Annotated in this window: 19 protein-coding genes; 10 read left to right on the top strand and 9 right to left on the bottom strand. The window is 69.9% G+C overall.

The window, feature by feature from the left end; translation table 11 throughout:
• Positions 1-196 precede the first annotated feature (196 nt).
• From pdhA to RM788_RS24490, 3 genes are read left to right on the top strand one after another with little or no spacing between them, the layout of a single operon-like run.
• A complete protein-coding gene (gene pdhA / locus RM788_RS24500; RefSeq protein WP_315934098.1) occupies positions 197-1,393 on the top strand; it encodes a pyruvate dehydrogenase (acetyl-transferring) E1 component subunit alpha in 1,197 nt (398 codons plus the stop codon).
• Positions 1,393-2,418, top strand: a complete 1,026-nt coding sequence (locus RM788_RS24495) for an alpha-ketoacid dehydrogenase subunit beta (protein WP_315934097.1) — start codon at positions 1,393-1,395, stop codon at positions 2,416-2,418. Before pdhA ends, RM788_RS24495 begins: the two co-directional genes overlap by 1 nt.
• Positions 2,419-2,431: 13 nt before the next feature.
• A complete protein-coding gene (locus RM788_RS24490) occupies positions 2,432-3,814 on the top strand; it encodes a dihydrolipoamide acetyltransferase family protein (protein ID WP_315934096.1) in 1,383 nt (460 codons plus the stop codon).
• A 124-nt stretch (positions 3,815-3,938) separates the two neighbouring features.
• Here the strand turns inward: RM788_RS24490 and RM788_RS24485 are convergent, their stop codons facing one another.
• Both RM788_RS24485 and RM788_RS24480 read right to left on the bottom strand, forming a co-directional pair.
• Positions 3,939-4,403 carry a hypothetical protein gene (locus RM788_RS24485; RefSeq protein WP_315934095.1) on the bottom strand — a complete coding sequence of 155 codons (465 nt, stop codon included), beginning with the start codon at positions 4,401-4,403 and terminating at the stop codon, positions 3,939-3,941.
• A 56-nt stretch (positions 4,404-4,459) separates the two neighbouring features.
• Entirely contained in the window at positions 4,460-4,858 is a 399-nt protein-coding gene (locus tag RM788_RS24480) for a hypothetical protein (protein WP_315934094.1), read from the bottom strand.
• Between the two features lie 79 nt (positions 4,859-4,937).
• On the opposite strand from RM788_RS24480, the gene RM788_RS24475 reads away from it, so the two are divergent.
• Positions 4,938-5,315 (top strand): VOC family protein, encoded by a 378-nt coding sequence (locus tag RM788_RS24475; RefSeq protein ID WP_315934093.1) that lies wholly within the window; start codon positions 4,938-4,940, stop codon positions 5,313-5,315.
• Positions 5,316-5,318: 3 nt separating this feature from the next.
• Here RM788_RS24475 and RM788_RS24470 read toward each other — a convergent pair whose 3' ends face one another.
• The 3 genes from RM788_RS24470 to RM788_RS24460 form a co-directional block, all read right to left on the bottom strand.
• Complete coding sequence (locus tag RM788_RS24470) at positions 5,319-6,251, bottom strand: MerR family transcriptional regulator (RefSeq protein ID WP_315934092.1); 933 nt, start codon at positions 6,249-6,251, stop codon at positions 5,319-5,321.
• A 145-nt stretch (positions 6,252-6,396) separates the two neighbouring features.
• On the bottom strand, positions 6,397-7,611 hold the full coding sequence (locus RM788_RS24465; RefSeq protein WP_315934091.1) for an acyl-CoA dehydrogenase family protein: 1,215 nt from the start codon (positions 7,609-7,611) through the stop codon (positions 6,397-6,399).
• Positions 7,612-7,624: 13 nt separating this feature from the next.
• The gene (locus RM788_RS24460; protein WP_315934090.1) at positions 7,625-8,275 is read right to left on the bottom strand and encodes an SCP2 sterol-binding domain-containing protein; all 651 of its coding nucleotides are present in this window, start codon (positions 8,273-8,275) and stop codon (positions 7,625-7,627) included.
• 95 nt (positions 8,276-8,370) lie between these two features.
• On the opposite strand from RM788_RS24460, the gene RM788_RS24455 reads away from it, so the two are divergent.
• On the top strand, positions 8,371-9,036 hold the full coding sequence (locus RM788_RS24455; RefSeq protein ID WP_315934089.1) for a TetR/AcrR family transcriptional regulator: 666 nt from the start codon (positions 8,371-8,373) through the stop codon (positions 9,034-9,036).
• Here RM788_RS24455 and RM788_RS24450 read toward each other — a convergent pair.
• Positions 9,033-9,830, bottom strand: coding sequence for a MaoC/PaaZ C-terminal domain-containing protein (locus RM788_RS24450; protein WP_315934737.1), 798 nt, complete (start codon positions 9,828-9,830; stop codon positions 9,033-9,035). The genes RM788_RS24455 and RM788_RS24450 overlap by 4 nt on opposite strands.
• Positions 9,830-11,143 (bottom strand): 3-oxoacyl-ACP reductase, encoded by a 1,314-nt coding sequence (locus tag RM788_RS24445; RefSeq protein WP_315934088.1) that lies wholly within the window; start codon positions 11,141-11,143, stop codon positions 9,830-9,832. The genes RM788_RS24450 and RM788_RS24445 overlap by 1 nt, the downstream gene beginning before the upstream one ends.
• A 53-nt stretch (positions 11,144-11,196) precedes the next feature.
• Between RM788_RS24445 and RM788_RS24440 the strand changes: the two genes are divergently transcribed.
• Positions 11,197-12,474: an acetyl-CoA C-acetyltransferase gene (locus RM788_RS24440; protein ID WP_315934087.1), complete on the top strand. Its 1,278-nt coding sequence runs from the start codon at positions 11,197-11,199 to the stop codon at positions 12,472-12,474.
• A gap of 284 nt (positions 12,475-12,758) precedes the next feature.
• Here RM788_RS24440 and RM788_RS24435 read toward each other — a convergent pair whose 3' ends face one another.
• Positions 12,759-13,418, bottom strand: a complete 660-nt coding sequence (locus RM788_RS24435) for an SIMPL domain-containing protein (RefSeq protein ID WP_315934086.1) — start codon at positions 13,416-13,418, stop codon at positions 12,759-12,761.
• A 114-nt stretch (positions 13,419-13,532) separates the two neighbouring features.
• Between RM788_RS24435 and RM788_RS24430 the strand changes: the two genes are divergently transcribed.
• The 3 genes from RM788_RS24430 to RM788_RS24420 all read left to right on the top strand — a co-directional run bounded on the left by RM788_RS24430 (position 13,533) and on the right by RM788_RS24420 (position 17,309).
• On the top strand, positions 13,533-14,726 hold the full coding sequence (locus RM788_RS24430) for a DUF8462 domain-containing protein (RefSeq protein WP_315934085.1): 1,194 nt from the start codon (positions 13,533-13,535) through the stop codon (positions 14,724-14,726).
• A gap of 259 nt (positions 14,727-14,985) precedes the next feature.
• Positions 14,986-15,132, top strand: coding sequence for a hypothetical protein (locus RM788_RS24425; RefSeq protein ID WP_170155650.1), 147 nt, complete (start codon positions 14,986-14,988; stop codon positions 15,130-15,132).
• Between the two features lie 812 nt (positions 15,133-15,944).
• The gene (locus RM788_RS24420) at positions 15,945-17,309 is read left to right on the top strand and encodes a S28 family serine protease (protein ID WP_315934084.1); all 1,365 of its coding nucleotides are present in this window, start codon (positions 15,945-15,947) and stop codon (positions 17,307-17,309) included.
• A gap of 610 nt (positions 17,310-17,919) precedes the next feature.
• On the opposite strand, the gene RM788_RS24415 is transcribed toward RM788_RS24420, so the two are convergent.
• Complete coding sequence (locus tag RM788_RS24415; RefSeq protein ID WP_315934083.1) at positions 17,920-18,129, bottom strand: helix-turn-helix domain-containing protein; 210 nt, start codon at positions 18,127-18,129, stop codon at positions 17,920-17,922.
• Positions 18,130-18,189: 60 nt separating this feature from the next.
• On the opposite strand from RM788_RS24415, the gene RM788_RS24410 reads away from it, so the two are divergent.
• Complete coding sequence (locus RM788_RS24410; protein WP_315934082.1) at positions 18,190-18,564, top strand: NYN domain-containing protein; 375 nt, start codon at positions 18,190-18,192, stop codon at positions 18,562-18,564.
• Positions 18,565-18,566: the final 2 nt, after the last annotated feature.

Genomic DNA, 18,566 nt, shown 5'->3' with positions numbered 1-18,566 from the left:
GACGTTGATCTCTGTGTTACGAAGTGGGATGGCACTCACCAAGCGAGCCGAGGCCGTGTCAGGATGTGGATGAGAACCACCGTCAGCGCCGACGGTTGACCGAAGCCCCCACAGGGGCGGAGGCGACTGGCGGTGCACAGCCGCACACACGTCGCCACGAGCGACCGGGCGGCCTCGTAGACGAGGAGAAGGCGCAATGTCGTCCCCCGAGCAATGGACGCACCCCGAACCGGCGTCGGCGCCGGCCGCCACGGCGGCGAAACCGACAGCGGAACAGGTGATCGCGGGTTTGCGAGCCACCGACCAAGGTGACGTCAACCTGGTGCAACTGCTGACCCCCGAGGGGGAGCGCGTCCAGCACCCGGACTTCGACATCGACATCACGGCGGACGAGCTGCGCGGTCTGTACCGCGACATGGTCCTGATCCGCCGCGTCGACCGGGAGGCCAACGCACTCCAGCGCAAGGGCCAGCTCGGCATCTGGGTGCCGCTGCTGGGGCAGGAGGCCGCGCAGATCGGCTCGGGCCGCGCGATGCGCCCCGACGACATGGCGTTCCCCAGCTACCGCGAACACGGCATCGCCTGGACCCGCGGTGTGCACCCGACCGAGCTGCTGGGCATCTTCCGCGGCACGGACATGGGCACCTGGGACCCGGTCAAGCACAAGTTCCACCCGTACACGATCGTCATCGGCAACCAGGTCCTCAACGCGGCCGGGTACGCGATGGGCCAGAAGTTCGACGGCAAGGTCGGCGACTCCGACGGCGAAGCGACCATCTGCTTCTTCGGCGACGGCGCGACCAGCCAGGGCGACGTGCACGAGGGCTTCGTGTGGGCCGCCGTCTACGACGCGCCGCTGGTGTTCTTCTGCCAGAACAACCAGTGGGCCATCTCCGAGCCCACCGAGCGCCAGTCCCGGCTCCCGCTCTACCAGCGGGCCCGCGGCTACGGCTTCCCCGGCATCCGGGTCGACGGCAACGACGTCCTCGCCACCCTCGCGGTCACCCGCTGGGCGCTGGAGGAGTGCAGGCAGGGCAACGGCCCGATCCTGATCGAGGCGTTCACCTACCGGATGGACGCGCACACCACCTCGGACGACCCGTCCCGCTACCGGCTCTCCGACGAGCTGGAGCTGTGGAAGCTCAAGGACCCCATCGAGCGGGTCAAGGTCCACCTGGTCAAGCAGCAGTGGGCCGACAGCTCGTTCTTCGAGGAGATCGAGGCCGAGTCGGAGGCGCTCGCCGTGGAGCTGCGCGAGTTCTGCGTCAACATGCCCGACCCGCCGCCGGAGCGGATCTTCGCCAACGTCTACGCGGAGGGCAACCCCGTGCTGGAAGCGCAGCGCGACGAGTTCCTCGGCTACGTCTCGGGTTTCGCGGGAGGTGAGCACTGATGGCCGCGCCCACGTTGAACCGCGCGGACTCCGGCTCGGGTGAGTCCGAAGTCCAGACGCTGACGATCTCCAAGGCCCTCAACATGGGGCTGCGCGCCTCGATGGAGGCGAACCCGAAGGTCCTGATGATGGGCGAGGACATCGGCAAGCTCGGCGGCGTCTTCCGCATCACCGACGGCCTGCAGAAGGACTTCGGCGAGCAGCGCGTGCTGGACACGCCGCTGGCCGAGTCCGGCATCATCGGCACCGCAGTCGGCCTCGCGATCCGCGGCTACCGGCCGGTGTGCGAGATCCAGTTCGACGGCTTCATCTTCCCCGGCTTCGACCAGATCGTCAGCCAGGTCGCGAAGCTGCACTACCGCACCCAGGGCCGCAACAAGCTGCCCATGGTCATCCGGGTGCCCTTCGGCGGCGGCATCGGCGCGGTCGAGCACCACTCGGAGTCGCCGGAGTCGTACTTCGCGCACACCGCGGGGCTCAAGGTCGTGTCGTGCTCGAACCCGACCGACGCCTACTGGATGATCCAGCAGGCCATCGACTGCGACGACCCGGTGCTGTTCTTCGAACCGAAACGTCGTTACTACGAGAAGGCGCCGGTCGACACGACCAAGGCGCCCGGCCCGCTGTTCGCCTCGCGCGTCCTGCGCACGGGGACGGCGGCCACCCTCGTCGGCTACGGCCCGATGATCCGGGTCTGCCTCGACGCGGCCAACGCCGCCGCCGAGGACGGCACCGAACTCGAGGTCATCGACCTGCGCACGCTGTCCCCGCTCGACCTCGGCCCGGTGTACGAGTCGGTGCGGCGCACCGGACGGCTCGTCGTGGTCAGCGAGGCCCCCAGCGAGAGCTCCATCACCAGCGAGATCGCGGCGAAGGTCCAGCAGGAGTGCTTCTACTCCCTGCAGGCGCCGGTGCTGCGGGTGACCGGATTCGACACCCCGTACCCGCCGTCGAAGCTGGAGGAGGACTTCCTCCCCGACCTCGACCGGGTGCTGCACGCCGTCGACCGATCACTCGCCTGGTAAGGGGAAGTACGCCATGCCGCAGTTCCAGCAGTTCCCCATGCCCGACACGGCGGAGGGGCTGACCGAGGCCGAGATCCTGACCTGGCACGTGAAGCCGGGCGACGCGGTCAAGGTCAACCAGATCATCGTCGAGATCGAGACGGCCAAGGCCGCCGTCGAGCTGCCGTGCCCGTGGGACGGCGTCGTCACCGAGCTGCTGGCCGAGATCGGCCAGACGGTGGAGGTCGGCGTCCCGATCATCACGATCGACACGGACCCCTCGGGCGCGGCGGCGCCCGCCGCTCCCGCTCCGGTGGCGGCCGAGCCCGCCACCAACGGCACCTCCTCCGGCAAGATCGGCGAGGAGATGCCGGGCGGCCGCATCGCGACCCTGGTCGGGTACGGACCCCGCGCGGGAGCGGCCAAACGCCGTGCCCGCAAGGACCCCGCCCCCGTCGCGGTCGCCGCCCCCGCCGCTCCCGTGGCGCCGCCGCCCCCTGCTCCGGTCGCCGCTCCCGCGGCCCCGGTGGCCCAGCCCGGCGGCTACGTGCCGCAGGCGAAGCCGCCGGTCCGCAAGCTGGCCAAGGACCTGGGCGTCGACCTGCGCGCGCTGGCCGGGTCCGGCGCCAACGGCGTCATCACCCGCGAGGACGTCGAACAGGCCGTGGCGGCCCCGGCTTCCACGCCGGCGTCCACGGTGTCCACCGCGGACAACGGCTCGCGGGAACGCCGGGTGGTCATCAAGGGCGTCCGCAAGGCGACCGCGCAGGCGATGGTCGACAGCGCGTTCACCGCGCCGCACGTCACGGAGTTCCTCACCATCGACGTCACGCCGATGATGGAACTCCGGGCCAGGCTGAAGACCTCGCCCGCGTTCCGCGACGTCAAGGTCACACCGCTGGTGTTCGCGGCCAAGGCCGTGATCCTCGCGGCCAGGCGGACCCCCGACGTCAACGCCACCTGGGACGCGGCCGCGGGCGAGATCGTCTACAAGGACTACGTCCACCTCGGCATCGCCGCGGCCACCCCCCGCGGCCTCGTCGTGCCGAAGGTCCGCGACGCGGACCGGATGTCCTTGCGCGACCTCGCGATGGCACTCGACCGGCTCGCCACCACCGCCCGAGACGGCAAGACCTCACCGGCCGAGATGATGGGCGGCACGTTCACCATCACCAACGTCGGCGTCTTCGGCGTCGACACCGGCACCCCCATCATCAACCCCGGCGAGTCCGCCATCCTCGCCCTCGGCGCCATCCGCGACATGCCGTGGGTCGTCGACGGCCAGGTCGTCCCCCGCAAGGTCTGCCAGCTCGCGCTCAGCTTCGACCACCGCGTCGTCGACGGCCAACAGGGCTCGCAGTTCCTCGCCGACGTAGGCGCCCTCCTGGCCGACCCCGGCCTGGCGATGACCTACTAGCGACCAGCACCAGCACCACCCCGGACGCCGGGAGCCCACGGGCTCCCGGCGTCCGTTCGTCAGGGGAAGACCGCCTGCGACGAGACCGCGCGGGCGTACCGGAGCACGCCGTGACCGGCGAGGACTAGAACAGGTCCACCAACTCGTTCACGGTGTGGGTCGGGTCGTTCAGGAACACGTCCTGGGTGGTCGGACCGCAGGTGAAGTTCAGGGTGTCGAGGGCGTAGATCCAGGCGTCGGTGGTCACGCCCGAGTAGCGGTAGTTGATCTGCCAGCGGACGGACTCGCCCGACTTGACCCAGATGGCCGGAGGCCTGCGGGGGCGGTAGGGACGGCCGATCGGGGAGACCTGGAGGCCGACCCTGACCCTGTCCTCCTCCTCGTGGAGGGTGACCTGGTTCTGGTCGGGACGGTCGTGGTGGACGGTGGAGCGGGGCGCGAAGTTGTGCCACTCCTGCTGCGTCACCTCGTGGGTCAGGAGCGGGGCGAGTTCCGGTAGTTCGAATGCGACCGGGAGGAGGAGTGCGGCCGATCCGCCGGTCGCGTCCTCGGTCCACACGGTCCGCACCCATTGCGCCACGATGTCCACTCGCACATGCTCTCAAATGTGGGTGGCAGCCCACGATGCGGTGGCCCCCCACCGGGTCAGCGGCGTTGGGGCAGCGGGAGGATGCGGCTCACCAGCTCCAATTCGGTCGGTGGAACGGCCAGTTGGACCACCTCGGCGCCGCGGCGGTAGTGCAGGACGACCATGTTCGGGTCGATGGTCCAGCCGTTGCCGCCGTCGACACCGCCGAGGCTCTCCACCACACCGTCGCGCCTGCTGAAGTCGAGCACGCCCTGCTTGCCCGGCACCCACCAGACCAGCCGGTACCGACCCGCCTTCAGCTTTCCCTCCGACCAGGCGCCGCCGGTGAGCATGGCGGCGTCGAAGACGGGTTCACCGCCTGCCTCGAACTCCGCGAGGCGGGCCGCGGCGTCGCCACCACCACGAGCCGTGAGACGGCCGAAGAACGCGCGGATCGACTCCATGAACGCCGACATCGACTCACCCCCGGATGCACAACGCCGACGGTGGGCGCCTGGTTCCCGCAGTGTGCCCGGTAGACCTAATGTCGTCCGGGTGATCGGGAAACTGCAATGCGTGGTGCTGGACTGCCCCGACCCGGCCGCGCTCGCCGAGTTCTACCGGGAACTGCTCGGCGGCGAGGTCGACCAGCCCGACCGGCGGTGGTCGCTGGACGCCGACTGGTCGACACTGCACACCGGGACCGGCCTGGTGCTGTGCTTCCAACGCGTCGACGACCACCGACCACCGGTGTGGTCCGACGCGTCCAGGCCGCAGCAGGTCCACCTCGACGTCGGAGTGGACGACCTGGACTCCTCGCAGGACGCCGCGCTCGCACTGGGTGCCACGCTGCTGGACGCCGGCGAGCCGGACCGGATCTGGCGGATCCTCGCCGATCCCGCAGGCCACCCGTTCTGCCTGGTGCGGGAGTAACCGTCAACCGCTCAGCGACTGCCCGGCCTCACGCAGCCAGACGCGTTCCCGCGTCGTGTCGGGCACTTCGGGCAGACCGTTGATCACGCCGATCAGCTGCCAGTACCGTTCCGCACGCGGGTCGGCGAACGACTCCTGCTCCCGCAACCGTGCCACCAGGTGCTCGTCATCCGGCACCCCCAACGCTTCGGCCCACCTGGCGTTCACCTCCGCCACGATCCCCTTGGCCTGAACCGAATCCGGGGCCACCCCCGCGTCAAGCGCGGCACGGGCCCGCTCGACCGAGTACGCGAACGCCGCCATCAGCTCAGGACCGGGCGCCCCCATGTCCTCACCGGCTCCGCGCAATTCGGCATGCCTCCCCGACATCCGCCGAACGCTCGCCCGGAAGTCCTCGTCCCGCACCAGTTCCGCCAACTCCACCCACGCCTCGAGCTGCTCGGTGCTCGGGTCGTCCGGCAGCCGGACGCGCACCGACCGCATCATCGCGTCGAACCCCGGATCCAGGTCGTGGCCACCGAACACGTCCTCGAAGAAGTCGTCCAGAATGCGCTGGCGCTCCTCATCCGACAACCTCGCCAACTCGTTCACAAGCTCCATCTCCCCTCCCTTGGCAACCGCCCGCAGCACGGCACGACGAAGCCGCAACGTCCTGATCTGCGCATCGATCGCATCCGCATGCGCACCCGCCACCTCGGCAACCCCCACCGTCTCCTCCAGCACCCGCCGCACGGTCGGCAGGCCGACACCGAGATCACGCAGCGTGCGAACCAGCCTCAGCCGATTCAGCCCGGCCACGTCGTAGGTGCGATACCCACCACCGGTCCGCCCGACAACGGGAACGAGCCCCGCGTCGGAGTAGAAGCGAACCGTCCGCACCGACAGGCCGGTCAGCCTGGCGAGTTCGCCGATCGAGTAGTGCGCCACGGGACCCATCGTGAACTGTCCAGTCGATGGAGGGTCAAGGGCTTTCATGGCCGAACCGGGAGACCCCACCGCGGTCGACCAAGCACAGAACGACAGTGAACGGGGCCCGCGAACTGCGCGAACCCCGTCCACCAGACGACCTCGGACGATCAACTCACCGGATGTACATCCCCGAAATCGCCCTGGCCACCACCAACCGCTGAATCTCCGACGTCCCCTCGAAGATGGTGAAGATCTTCGCGTCCCGATGCATCCGCTCGACCGGATGATCCCGCGTGTACCCAGCCCCACCCAGGATGTGGATGGCCCGCTCGGTAGCCCACACCGACACCTCACCGGCCTTCAGCTTCGACATCGACCCCTCACCCGCGGTGAACGGCACGTTGTTCCGCCCCATCCAGGCCGCCCGCCACACCAGCAACCGCGCGGCGTCGATCTCCATCTTCATGTTCGCCAGGTCGAAGGCGATCGACTGGTTCTCGATGATCTTCCGACCGAACGCCTCGCGCTCCTTCGCGTACCCCAGCGAGTACTCGTACGCCGCCCGCGCCACCCCGATGGCCATGGCGCCGACGGTGGGCCGGGTGGTTTCGAAGGTGGCCATCGCGGCTTGGCCGCCGGACTTCTGACCTTCACGGGCGCGGGCCAGGCGGGCGTCGAGTTTGTCCTTGCCGCCGAGGAGGCAGCGGCCGGGGACGCGGACGTCGTCGAGGAACACGTCGGCGGTGTGGGAGGCGCGCATCCCGTGCTTCCTGATCTTGCCGGGACTCGACAGGCCCTTTGTGCCGGGCGGGATGATGAACGCCGCCTGGCCGCGGGAGCCCAAAGAAGAATCCACGACGGCGGTGACGACGTGGACGTTGGCGATGCCGCCGTTGGTGGCCCAGGCCTTCTGGCCGTTGACGACCCACTCGTCGGTGGCCTCGTCGTAACGGGCGCGGGTGCGGTAGCCGGCGACGTCCGAGCCCGCCTGCGGTTCGGAGGCGCAGAACGCGGCGAGTTTCGGGTCGTCCTCGGTGCCGAAGCACTCGGGCACCCACTCGGCCAGCTGTTCGGGGGAGCCGGAGGCGAAGATGCCCGCGGCGGCGAGGCCGGTGCCCATGAGGGACAGGGCGATGCCCGCGTCACCCCAGAACAGCTCCTCGGTGGCGATCGGCAACGACAGCCCGATCGGGTCGGCGAACCAGGTCGCCAACGCCTCGAAACCGTACAGGCCGATCTTGGCCGCTTCCCGGATGACCGGCCACGGCGTCTCCTCCCGTTCGTCCCACTCGGACGCGGCGGGGCGGATGACGTCCTTGGCGAAGCCGTGCACCCAGTCGCGCAGGTCGGTCTGGTCCTCGTTCAGCTCCAGCGAGAAGCCACCCATCGAAGAAATCCCCTCAGGCCTTCGGAATGTTGAACAGGCTCATGAATCCGGCGGCGAAACCCAGGTCCCCCTTGACCTTCAGCTTGCCCGTCATGAACAGCACGGGAGCCGACGCGTTGCCGGTGGCCAGCTTCAGGAACTCGACCGGGCTCAGCGTCACGCTCGCGCGGCCTTCACGGGTCTCGCCCTTGTTGATCGCGCACTTCGCGTCCTCGATCACGACCTCGTAGGTGTCGTGGCCGTCCTCGCCGAAGCCGCCGGTGAGCCGGAAGTGCACCACGGCCCTGGTGGCGCCCGCGCGTTCGGAGCGGAAGTGGACCTCCATGCGGCGGAACACCTCGTCGAGCACGCGCTCGCGCAGGCCCGGCCGCGTGGTGACCGCTTCGATCTGGTCCTTCGACGCGCGCGAGATGATGCGGGCGAAGTTCTGCGGGTCCATCTGCGCCAGGTCGAGGTCCGCGCCGCCGTCGGCGAGGTCGCCGAGGGTCGACAGGAGATCGGCGAACTCGTCCTCGCCGAGCTTCCGGGGGTCGATGCCCCTGGCGATGACGTCGATGTCGAGGCCCTTCAGGGCCGGGTCCGCCGGGTCGAGCCGCTTGAGCGTGGAGATCAACTCGGCGGGGCTGAGCCTGGCGATCGCCTCGGTGGTGAGGTCGGTGGTCATGAGCACCTCCTGTGCCTACTTGAAAGTAATCTACTGGTGAGTAGGTTCACCTGCAAGACGGCCGAGTAATCTTGCCCCAGCCTTCAGGGGGTGCGATGCAGCCAGACCAACCGGTCCGTACCGGTAGAGCCAAACGTTTGCCGCGCGCGGTGCGTGAACGCCAGATCATGGACGCCGCCGTGGACGTCTTCTCGCGCCTCGGGTTCCACGCCGCGTCCATGGACGAGATCTCCGAGGTCGCGGGCATTTCCAAGCCCATGCTCTACGCCTACCTCGGCTCCAAGGAAGAGCTCTTCGCCACCTGCATCCGCCGCGAGTCGACCGTCATGATGGAGGCCATCGCCAACGGCATCGAGCCCGACCAGCCGCCGGACGTCCAGCTGTGGAGCGGCCTGCGGGCGTTCTTCGACTTCGTCGGGGAGAACCGCTCCAGCTGGCAGGTCCTGCACCGCCAGGCCAGTTCGCAGGGCGGGCCGTTCGCCGCCGAACTCGCCGAGATGCGTGGACGCGCGGTCAACCTGGTCGCCGCGCTGCTCGTCCACGCGACCAGGACGCAGGACGTGCCGAGCGCGTCCGAGCGGGAGGCCGAGAGCCTGGCCGCCGCGCTGGTCGGCGCGGGCGAGTCGCTGGCCGACTGGTGGCTCGACCACCCCGACGAGCCCGCGGGAGTGGTCGCGTCGCGCCTGATGAACCTGGTCTGGATGGGTTTCGGCGACCTCGTCCAGGGTCGCATCTGGCACCCGCCGACGCGCCGCCCCTAGAGCAGGACCGTGCCCGTGAGGTGCGGTTTTCCGCTTTTCGGGTGGTGCAAGGCGAAGTGCCTGCCGTCGGTGGAGAAGTCGACGGTCGCGGGCAGCAGGACGGGCGCCTTGAACCGGATCTCGACGGTGCAGGCGTCGGGCAGTCGTCCCTCGAACGCGGCCAGGCACCTGGCCTTGGTCCACATCCCGTGCGCGATCGCCCGCGGGAAGCCGAAAGCTTTAGCGGCCAACGGGTGCAGGTGGATCGGGTTCCGGTCGCCGGACACCGCCGCGTAGCGCCTGCCGATGTCGGCGGGCACCCGCCACACGCCGGTCGGCGGCGGCGCAGCGGTGCGGTCACCGGTGCCGGGACCCGGTCCGCCGCCGCGCTTCAGGTACGTGGAGGTCCCGGTCCACACGACCTCGTCGGCGACCGCGGCGGTCGTGACCACGTCGAACTGCGTGCCGCGGTCGTGCGGGCGGAGGTTCTCGGCGTGCACGGTCAGCGCCAACGGGTCGGTCGCGGTCAGCGCGCGGGACTGGGTGACGCGGTTGGCGACGTGCACCAGACCGGCCAGCGCGAACGGGAACGCGCGGTCGGTCATCAGCCGGAGCTGCAACGGGAAACCGAGCACGTGCGGGTAGGTGACTGGCAGGTTCTCGCCAATCCGGAAGCCGCAGACCTCGTTGTACGCGGCCAGGTGCGCGCGGTCGACCACGACGTGGGCGGTCGGTTCCGTCGGCGGCAGCTCGTTCCCGCGACGGGCGAACCCGGTCAGCCCGGCCTTCGCGTAGAGCAGCGCGAGGTTCGTCATCACGCGCCCAGCAGCATCTGCCCGCAGACGCGGACAACGTTGCCGTTGACCCCGGTCGACGCCGGGTGCGCGTACCAGGCGACGGTCTCCGCGACGTCCACCGGCAAGCCACCCTGCGACAGGCTGTTCATCCGCCTGCCGACTTCGCGGGTCATCAGCGGCACCCCGGCGGTCATCCTGGTCTCGATGAACCCCGGCGCGACGGCGTTGATCGTGCTGCCGCGGTCCGCGAGTTCGGCGGCGAGGGAGTCGACCATGCCGATCACACCCGCCTTGGACGTGGCGTAGTTCGTCTGGCCGACGTTGCCCGCGATGCCCGCGATGGACGAGACGCCGATGATCCTCCCGTTGCGGCGCAAGGTGTTCGCGGCCAACAACGCCTCGTTGATCTGCTCCTGGGCCGACAGGTTCACCGCGATCACGGTGCTCCACTGGCCGGAGTCCATGCGCCCCAACGTCTTGTCCCGCAGCACCCCGGCGTTGTGCACCACGACGTCGACCCCGCCGTGCCGCTGGGTGAGGTGGTCGACCAGCCGCGCGGGGGCGTCGGCGGCCGTGATGTCCAGCTGCAGCGAGGACCCGCCGACCCGATTGGCCACTTCGGACAGCTCACCGCCCTGCGAGGGCACGTCCAGGCACACCACGTGCGCCCCGTCGCGGCCGAGCACCTCGGCGATCGACGCGCCGATGCCGCGTGACGCGCCGGTCACCAGCGCGACCTTGCCCGCCAGCGGACGGTCCCGGTCGGCCGGTTCCTCCACGGTGGCCGCGCCGATCCGGACCACCTGGCCGGAGACGTACGCGGACTTGCCGGACAGCAGGAACCGCAGCGTCGACTCGATGCCGCCTTCGGCGCCCTCGCTGACGTACACGAGTTGGGCGGTGCCGCCGCGCTTGAGTTCCTTGCCCACTGATCGGGTGAAACCCTCGAGCGCGCGCTGGGCGACCCGCGACCCCGCTTCCTCCGGCGGGGTGCCCAGCACCAGGACGCGGCCGGACGGGCCGAGCGACCGGATCACCGGGTGGAAGAACGCGTGGAGCCCGTCCAGCCGGGCGGTGTCGTCGATGCCGGTCGCGTCGAACACCAGCGCGGCGTACCGCTGGTCCGGCACGGCCTCGCGGTGCACGTCGACCGACTTGAGGACCGCGGTGACCGGCTCGACCAGGCGTCCGGTCCCGCCGAGCAGCACTGGCCCGTCCAGTAGGGGCTGTCCGGGGGAAAACCTGCGCAGGGGGTGCGGGTCGGGCAGGCCGAGCCTGCCGACCACGAACCGCCCGACACCCGACTTGGCGAACCGCTGGTACCTGTCCATCCCACACTCCTTACTCAGTGGTAAGTCTACTGATGAGTAGGTAGAATGGCCAGATGGCCAACATCAAGCGGGTCGCGATCCTCGGCGGCAACCGGATCCCCTTCGCGCGGTCGAACGGCCCCTACGCCGCGGCGTCCAACCAGGACATGCTCACCGCCACCCTGGACGGCCTGGTCAGCCGCTTCGGCCTCCAGCGCGAACGGCTCGGCGAGGTCGTCGCCGGAGCGGTCCTCAAGCACAGCCGCGACTTCAACCTCGTCCGCGAGTCCGTGCTGGGCAGCCGCCTCGCGGCCGACACCCCCGCCTACGACCTCCAGCAGGCGTGCGGCACGGGCCTGCAAGCCGTGATCTCGGTGGCCAACAAGATCGCGCTCGGCCAGATCGACTCCGGCATCGCGGGCGGCGTCGACACGACCAGCGACGCGCCGATCGGCGTCAACGAAGGCCTGCGCGCCGTGCTGCTGGAGTTCAACCGCACCCGCACCACCGCGGGCAGGCTGAAGCTGCTCGCCAAGCTCCGCCCCGGCCACCTCGTGCCCGACTTGCCGCGCAACGGCGAACCGCGCACCGGCCTGTCCATGGGCGAGCACGCGGCGATCTCCGCCAAGCTGTGGGGCATCGCCCGCGAGGACCAGGACGTGCTCGCCGCGGCCAGCCACCGCAACCTCGCCGCCGCCTACGACCGCGGCTTCTTCGACGACCTCGTCACCCCGTACCTCGGCCTCACCCGCGACCAGAACCTGCGCCCCGACTCCAGCGTCGAGAAGCTCGCCAAGCTCAAGCCCGCGTTCGGCCGCGGCGACGGCGCCACCATGACCGCGGGCAACTCCACCCCGCTGACCGACGGCGCCTCCGCGGTGCTGCTGGCCGGCGAGGAGTGGGCGGCCGCGCGCAACCTGCCGGTGTTGGCGTACCTCACGTTCACCGAGACCGCCGCCGTCGGCTACGTGCACGGCGCCGAGGGACTGCTGATGGCACCCGCGTACGCCGTGCCGCGAATGCTCGCCCGCGCCGGGCTCGCGTTGCAGGACTTCGACTTCTACGAGATCCACGAGGCCTTCGCCTCCCAGGTCCTCGCCACCCTCAAGGCGTGGGAGGACCCGGACTTCAGCAAGGCCAAGCTCGGCCTCGAAGCCCCGCTGGGGTCGATCGACCGCGCCAAGCTGAACGTCAACGGCTCGTCGCTGGCGGCCGGGCACCCGTTCGCGGCCACCGGTGGGCGCATCGTCGCCACGTTGGCGAAGCTGCTCGCCGAGCGCGGTTCGGGGCGCGGACTGATTTCGATCTGCGCGGCAGGTGGACAGGGCGTGACGGCGATCGTCGAGCGGTAGCACACGTCCGCAAGTTTTCGGACGCTTCGCTCGCGGTTGTCCACAGGTGCCCGCGTTGTCCACAGGCCAGTCGAAGTCGATCTTCAAAACCCCAGGTGGCGGTAGACTGGCCTCGGGGCCGTCCCCCAGGGAGTGGTGGGGGATGGTTGAGGTTCGCGCGCGTGAAGGGGAGTGCGTTCGGGCCGTGTGGGGCCGCGCGAGTGTCCGGTGAGTGGTCACCGACCGTGAATCGAACAGGTGTTCGAGTTGTCCACAGGTGTGGACAGGGTTGTGGACGGGCGGTCCTAGTCGAGCAGCGACCACGCGGCGGTGCAGCGGACGGTGACGGTGATCTGCTGCGCCTCCAGGCTCAACTGGTCGACCTGCACGGGCGCGCCGGGGCTGCCGCCGTAACCGGCGAACGACTTGGCGGCCATCGCGGACTCGGCCTGCCACATGTCCCCGTCGCCGTCGGACAGCCGTTGCAGCGGACCGAGCCTGCGGCCCAGCGCGTCGGCGTAGCCCTGAGCGCGGAGGCGGGCATCGGTGACGGCGGCCTGCTGGGCCTCGTGCACGGCCTCCCTGGTGTCGGTCAGGTCCCACGTCGGACCGTTCAGCCAGGTCGGCTCGGCCATCACCAGCGCGGACAGCAACGAGTCCAATCCGTCGAGGTCGGTCACCCGCAGCGTGTACCGCTGGCTCGCCCGGCTGCCCGCCTTCTGGTTGCCGTCCCAGTTGTCGTGCACGGACAGCTGCCGCGACCGCACCTCGACACCAGGCTGCTCCAGCAGCGGCTCCACGGCGGAAACACGGCTGGTCAGCGCCTCGACCGCGTCCGAACGCTGATCACCCTCCGTCTCGAAGCTCACGTCCACCTGTGCACGGTCCGCTGTTCGCTCGACCGTGCCGGTTCCCCTCGTCACTACCTCGGCCACGATCACCAGCCAACCCCGGCGGCCGATCATCCGCAACGATCGAGGTCTCTAGTCATGGCACTAGAGAACGCTAGAGAGCGGAACACACTCGACAAGTCTGCGGGAATATCGCTCGTGCACTAGATGCGGCGATAGCGTTCGACGGTGGATCCGGTGCGCAACCCGTTCGCCCCCGGCGCGGGCCAACGTCCGCCCGAGCTGGCTGGGCGCGACAAGGAGGTCAAAGCCTTCGAGGTCGTGCTGGAACGGGTGGCGCGCGGCCGTCCCGAACGCAGCCTGGTGCTCACGGGGTTGCGGGGTGTCGGGAAAACCGTGCTGCTCGGCGAACTGCGCTCGATGGCGCTGCGCCGCGGCTGGGGCACGGGCAAGATCGAGGCCCGCCCCGACGCCGGGTTGCGCCGTCCGCTGGCCGCCGCGCTGCACCGCGCGATCCGCGACCTCGCCGTCCGGCACCGGGCGCCGGACCGGGTCGAGGCCGCGCTGGGCGTGCTGAAGGCGTTCGCGCTGCGGTCGAACCCGGCCGACGCGAAGCTCCGCGACCGCTGGCAGCCCGGCATCGACGTGCCCGCGACGCAGGGCAGGGCCGACTCGGGCGACATCGAGATCGACCTGGTCGAGCTGTTCACCGACGTGGCCGAACTGGCGCAGGACGTCGGAACCGGTGTCGCGCTGCTCATCGACGAGATGCAGGACCTGCGGGCGGACGACATCTCCGCGCTGTGCGCCGCGTGCCACGAGCTGTCCCAGTCCGGTGCGCCGCTGGTCGTCGTCGGCGCGGGTCTGCCGCATCTGCCCGCCGTGCTGTCCGCGAGCAAGTCGTACTCCGAACGGCTGTTCCGGTACGTGCGGATCGACCGGCTCAGCCGTGAGGACGCCGACCGCGCGGTGCTCGCCCCGATCGAACGCGAGGGCGCGGGCATCCACGTCGAAGCCCTCGACGCGCTGTTCGACGCCTCCGGCGGCTACCCGTACTTCATCCAGGCCTATGGCAAAGCGGCCTGGGACGCGGCGCCGGACGACCCGATCACCGCGCTGGACGTCTCCGTCGCCGCGCCGGAGGCCGACGCCGAACTGGCCGTCGGCTTCTTCGGCTCGCGCTACGAGCGCGCCACGCCCGCCGAGCGCGAGTACCTGCGCGCCATGGCCGAGATGACCGACGGCAAGGACGCGGGCGTCAACACCGCCCAGGTCGCCGAACACCTCGCCCGCAAGCCGTCGTCGCTGTCCCCAGCGCGCGACAGTCTCATCAAGAAGGGCCTCGTGTACTCGGCGGAGCGCGGGCAGATCGCGTTCACCGTGCCGCACTTCGGCCGGTTCCTGCTCGGCCGCGAGGATTAGGCCTCCCACCTGCGTGAACGTGGTCGATCCGGCTGTATTCGACTGTCTAGCGCTAGAGCTAGAGAGTGTCGGACCTCTGAGATGACCTGTCCGGTGTAGACAGGTGTTTGGCAGGGGAATCGTAGGTGGTCTAGAGGTTATTGCCGATGATTCGCCGGCCTGTGCCCCAGCTCACCGGATAATCGCGTGCACAACCGGGCGGCAGGGTGCATACTTGAGCTACGCAACCGAGAGAACCTCTGAGAGGGAAGTAATACCGATGAACATCACCGCGAAGCTCCGCGCCCGTCGTGTCGAAGCTCGCAACCGCAAGGCCATCGCGCGCGCCATCGACACCGCGCCGTCGCAGGCCATGCGCCACGAGCTCATGGCGATCGCCCAGAACCAGGTCAACACCCTCCGCTGACCCTTTGCCGCCACGGCGTCGCCCGATCGACACCGATCGACACCGGTCGAGCCCCGCGTCGTAGAGCGCGAAGTGCAGAGGAGATGGGACGTCGTCCCTGGCAGGCCTCCCGCATGCCAGGGATGACGTTCATGCACGTGGAACGTCCCGTGTGATCGTGATCCGAGTCACAACTGCAGGGGTGTGTAACGGTTCCCGAGCACGAGTCGATGTTCCAGATGACCCCGCGATGCTGTCGGACCCCCGACCTGGCAGCACCGCGGGGTTTCCTTTTGCCCGCGATTCCCGCCCGTTCGAGCACGACGGCACCTCCCGGATCCGGTCCGGTCGAGAGCCACGTGGGGCGGTTCCGGGTTCTACCGCGAGTCGCCGCCCGGATGGCCGGCGGCTGATTCGCCGCAACCGCCGACCATCCGGGCGCGTCCACGCACTCCGCACCTCATTCGCTGACCGCGAGCCTCTCGACTCCGATCAACCACAAGCCGCCGCGCTCCCGCATCCGCTGTGCCGGGAACACGACTCCACCACGGCCGACGGCGTGTTCGCCGCACTCCGCCGACCGCCGGGCGAGCCGCATCCAGAACGGCAGGCCCCGCTCCCAACCGCCGGTGCGGACACCGACGGCTTTTCCCCGTCCCCACAGCTTGCCCGAACACGCGCTCCGGCGCCGCCATCCTTCCGCTGACCTGAAGCCAGGGCCCGAAAACCCGACCTCGACTCCGGCTCGCATCATTCCAGCCGACACCGACGATTTCCGGCTCCCTCCGATCGGCCGGTGCCCGCCCACCCGGCCGGTCGATACGTTCGACCCCGTGCACCGGCTGACGCGGTTGTTCGTGGCCCTGGTCCTCGTCCTTTCCCCACTGGCGGCGGGCGTCGCGTCCGCGGCACCCGACCTGGAGACCCGGCTGACGGCGATCCAAGGCCTGCGGATCATCAGCAAGGCGACCGTCGGCGAGTACCGGTACTTCGTGCTCGGCTTCCGCCAGCCGATCGACCACCAGCGCCCGTGGCGCGGTGACTTCGAGCAGCGGATCTCGTTGCTGCACAAGGACGAAAGCCGCCCGATGGTGCTGCACACCACCGGCTACGACCTGCCGGGCGGCCCAGGGCTGTCGGAGCCCGCCAAGCTCGTGGACGGCAACCAGCTGAGCGTCGAGCAGCGGTTCTTCACGCCGTCGCGGCCGGAACCCGCGGACTGGCACGACCTGGACATCCGGCAGGCCGCGTCCGACCACCACCGGATCGTGCGGGCGTTCAAGGGGATCTACCGCGCGGCCTGGCTGTCGACCGGGGCGAGCAAGGGCGGCATGGCGTCGGTCTACCACCGCCGGTTCTTCCCGCACGACGTCGACGGCACGATCGCTTACGTGGCACCGAACGACGTGGTCGACGGGCGGGACGTCTACGCCGACTTCATCGCGCACGCCGGTGACGACGACGCGTGCAACCGGCGGTTGGAAGGCGTGCAGCGGCAGGTGCTCCAGCACCGCGACGAGGTCGTGGCCATCATGCTGGCCAGGGGCTACCGGTACGACGGGCTGTTCGGGTCGCCGCAGAAGGCCCTGGAGATCCTGGTCCTGGACACGCCGTTCACCTTCTGGCAGTACGAGTCGCAGGCCCGGTGCGTTATCGTCCCCGGCCCGGACTCGACCGTCGAGCAGCTGGTGCGGTTCATGGACGACACCGTCGGCTTCGACTTCTACACCGACGCAGGCGTCGCCCCCTACACGCCGTACTACTACCAGGCAGGCACCCAGCTCGGCTCCCCGAAAGCCGACGAGCGCGCGGTGGCGGACCTGTTGCGCTACCCCGGTTCCAGCGTGCCGCGGTCATTCGTGCCCGCCGACATCCCGATGCGCTTCCAACCCGGCGCGATGCGCGACGTCGACGCCTGGGTGCGCCTCGCGGGCCGTGGCCTGCTGTTCGTCTACGGCGGCGACGACCCGTGGGGCGCCGAACCGTTCCGGCTCGGACCGGGCACGCGCGACTCGTTCAGCTTCACGGTGCCCGGCGGCAACCACGGCGCGGACATCGCCAAGCTGCCGGAAGCCCAACGCGCGCAGGCGAAAGCGACGGTGCTGCGCTGGGCCGACGTGCCCGCGTCCGTCCAGGCCGCCACGTTCGACGGCCCCGGCCCGGACGACCTCGCGGAGCTACGCCGCCGTCCGCTGTAGGTGCCGCAGCCACAACGGGCGCAGGTCCATGGCTGCCGCAGTCACCGCGCGAGTCACCGCGCACGCGTCCGCGCTCAGGCGGCGTGGGATGTGCGCGGATGCACCCGGCTATCCGCGGGATGTGCGTGAACCCGTCTGGCCGTCTGCGGGATGTGCGTGGACTCACCCGGCCGTCGGCGGGCAGGCCGGGCACCGGGTCCGATGGGTGTCTGCGGGCCGGCAGGCCGTGTTGTCGGATGGGCGGGTCAGGGTGTCGGTCGGTTGGGCGGCGGTGGTGTGTGGGGACCTTCTATTTTCCACAACGTTGAGAGCGCTTCCACGGATTGCTCCCATCGTCGGTCGCGGGTGCTCAAAAGCTTCCAAAGGTGAGTATCCACGATCTTGGCAGCTCCTGTGACCTGGTAAAACGTCGAAGAAGGACTCGTTCGAGTGAATGTGCGGGAGGGGTGGGATTCCGTGCACCCCCACCTGCTCACCTGGCGGTCCGATGGACCTCATTCCAGGCGGCTTTCAAGCTACCCGTGACCGATGGATCCGCGCCCGCACCGCCTCGGCGCTCCCGCCGTCGACCGCCTACGCCGGCAGGCTGGATCGAAACGGTCGAACACCACTACCTCCTGGCGTGCTTCTTGTGCGCGGACTGCCTGGTCACGCCGAGGGACGCCGCGATGGCCTCCCACGACCAGCCCTGTGCGCGGGCGTTGCGGACGTGCGCCGTTTCCAGTTCTTCGAGCAGCCTGCGCAGCGCCGCCACGGCCGCGAGTCCCTGCCGCGGGTCCTGGCTGTTCGCGGTGGCCGCCAACTCGGTCGCCGATTCCATGCTTGTCAACCTAGGGTGACAAAAGTGCGGTTGTCAACCAAAGCTGACAAACTGGCGCGCATGGACGCACTGCCCCTCCTGGTCGTCGACTCCGCCAACGTCGTCGGCTCCGTGCCCGACGGCTGGTGGCGCGACCGCGCCGGTGCCGCCGGGCGCCTGCGCGACTCCCTGGTCGCGGTGGCCGCGAACGGCATCGACGCCGACGGCGCGATGGAGGTCGTGCTCGTCGTCGAGGGCAAGGCCAACCGCGTCGAGTCGGTCGACGGCGTCCGCGTGGTCCGCTCACCAGGTGAGGGCGACGACACGATCGTCGGGGTCGTCCGCGACGAGGGCGCGGATCGGCGCTGCGTGGTCGTCACGGCCGACCGCGAGCTGCGCCGCCGGGTCACCGAGTTGGGTGCCGAGGTGGTCGGGCCGCGAACCGTCCGGAGCTAGCG

The organism is Umezawaea sp. Da 62-37 (genome assembly GCF_032460545.1).
In the GTDB taxonomy this organism is placed as follows: Bacteria; Actinomycetota; Actinomycetes; order Mycobacteriales; family Pseudonocardiaceae; genus Umezawaea.
Note: the sequence above shows the minus strand (reverse complement) of the source record. Positions and strands in the feature narration are given on the sequence as shown.

What these genes read in the sequence shown, in the direction of transcription:
- pdhA (WP_315934098.1), top strand. Translation starts at nt 197, where the DNA reads ATGTCGTCCCCCGAGCAATGGACGCACCCCGAACCGGCGTCGGCGCCG.
- RM788_RS24495 (WP_315934097.1), top strand. Translation starts at nt 1,393, where the DNA reads ATGGCCGCGCCCACGTTGAACCGCGCGGACTCCGGCTCGGGTGAGTCC.
- RM788_RS24490 (WP_315934096.1), top strand. Translation starts at nt 2,432, where the DNA reads ATGCCGCAGTTCCAGCAGTTCCCCATGCCCGACACGGCGGAGGGGCTG.
- RM788_RS24480 (WP_315934094.1), bottom strand. Translation starts at nt 4,858, where the DNA reads ATGTCGGCGTTCATGGAGTCGATCCGCGCGTTCTTCGGCCGTCTCACG.
- RM788_RS24470 (WP_315934092.1), bottom strand. Translation starts at nt 6,251, where the DNA reads ATGGGTCCCGTGGCGCACTACTCGATCGGCGAACTCGCCAGGCTGACC.
- RM788_RS24465 (WP_315934091.1), bottom strand. Translation starts at nt 7,611, where the DNA reads ATGGGTGGCTTCTCGCTGGAGCTGAACGAGGACCAGACCGACCTGCGC.
- RM788_RS24460 (WP_315934090.1), bottom strand. Translation starts at nt 8,275, where the DNA reads ATGACCACCGACCTCACCACCGAGGCGATCGCCAGGCTCAGCCCCGCC.
- RM788_RS24455 (WP_315934089.1), top strand. Translation starts at nt 8,371, where the DNA reads ATGCAGCCAGACCAACCGGTCCGTACCGGTAGAGCCAAACGTTTGCCG.
- RM788_RS24450 (WP_315934737.1), bottom strand. Translation starts at nt 9,830, where the DNA reads ATGACGAACCTCGCGCTGCTCTACGCGAAGGCCGGGCTGACCGGGTTC.
- RM788_RS24445 (WP_315934088.1), bottom strand. Translation starts at nt 11,143, where the DNA reads ATGGACAGGTACCAGCGGTTCGCCAAGTCGGGTGTCGGGCGGTTCGTG.
- RM788_RS24440 (WP_315934087.1), top strand. Translation starts at nt 11,197, where the DNA reads ATGGCCAACATCAAGCGGGTCGCGATCCTCGGCGGCAACCGGATCCCC.
- RM788_RS24435 (WP_315934086.1), bottom strand. Translation starts at nt 13,418, where the DNA reads ATGATCGGCCGCCGGGGTTGGCTGGTGATCGTGGCCGAGGTAGTGACG.
- RM788_RS24425 (WP_170155650.1), top strand. Translation starts at nt 14,986, where the DNA reads ATGAACATCACCGCGAAGCTCCGCGCCCGTCGTGTCGAAGCTCGCAAC.
- RM788_RS24415 (WP_315934083.1), bottom strand. Translation starts at nt 18,129, where the DNA reads ATGGAATCGGCGACCGAGTTGGCGGCCACCGCGAACAGCCAGGACCCG.
- RM788_RS24410 (WP_315934082.1), top strand. Translation starts at nt 18,190, where the DNA reads ATGGACGCACTGCCCCTCCTGGTCGTCGACTCCGCCAACGTCGTCGGC.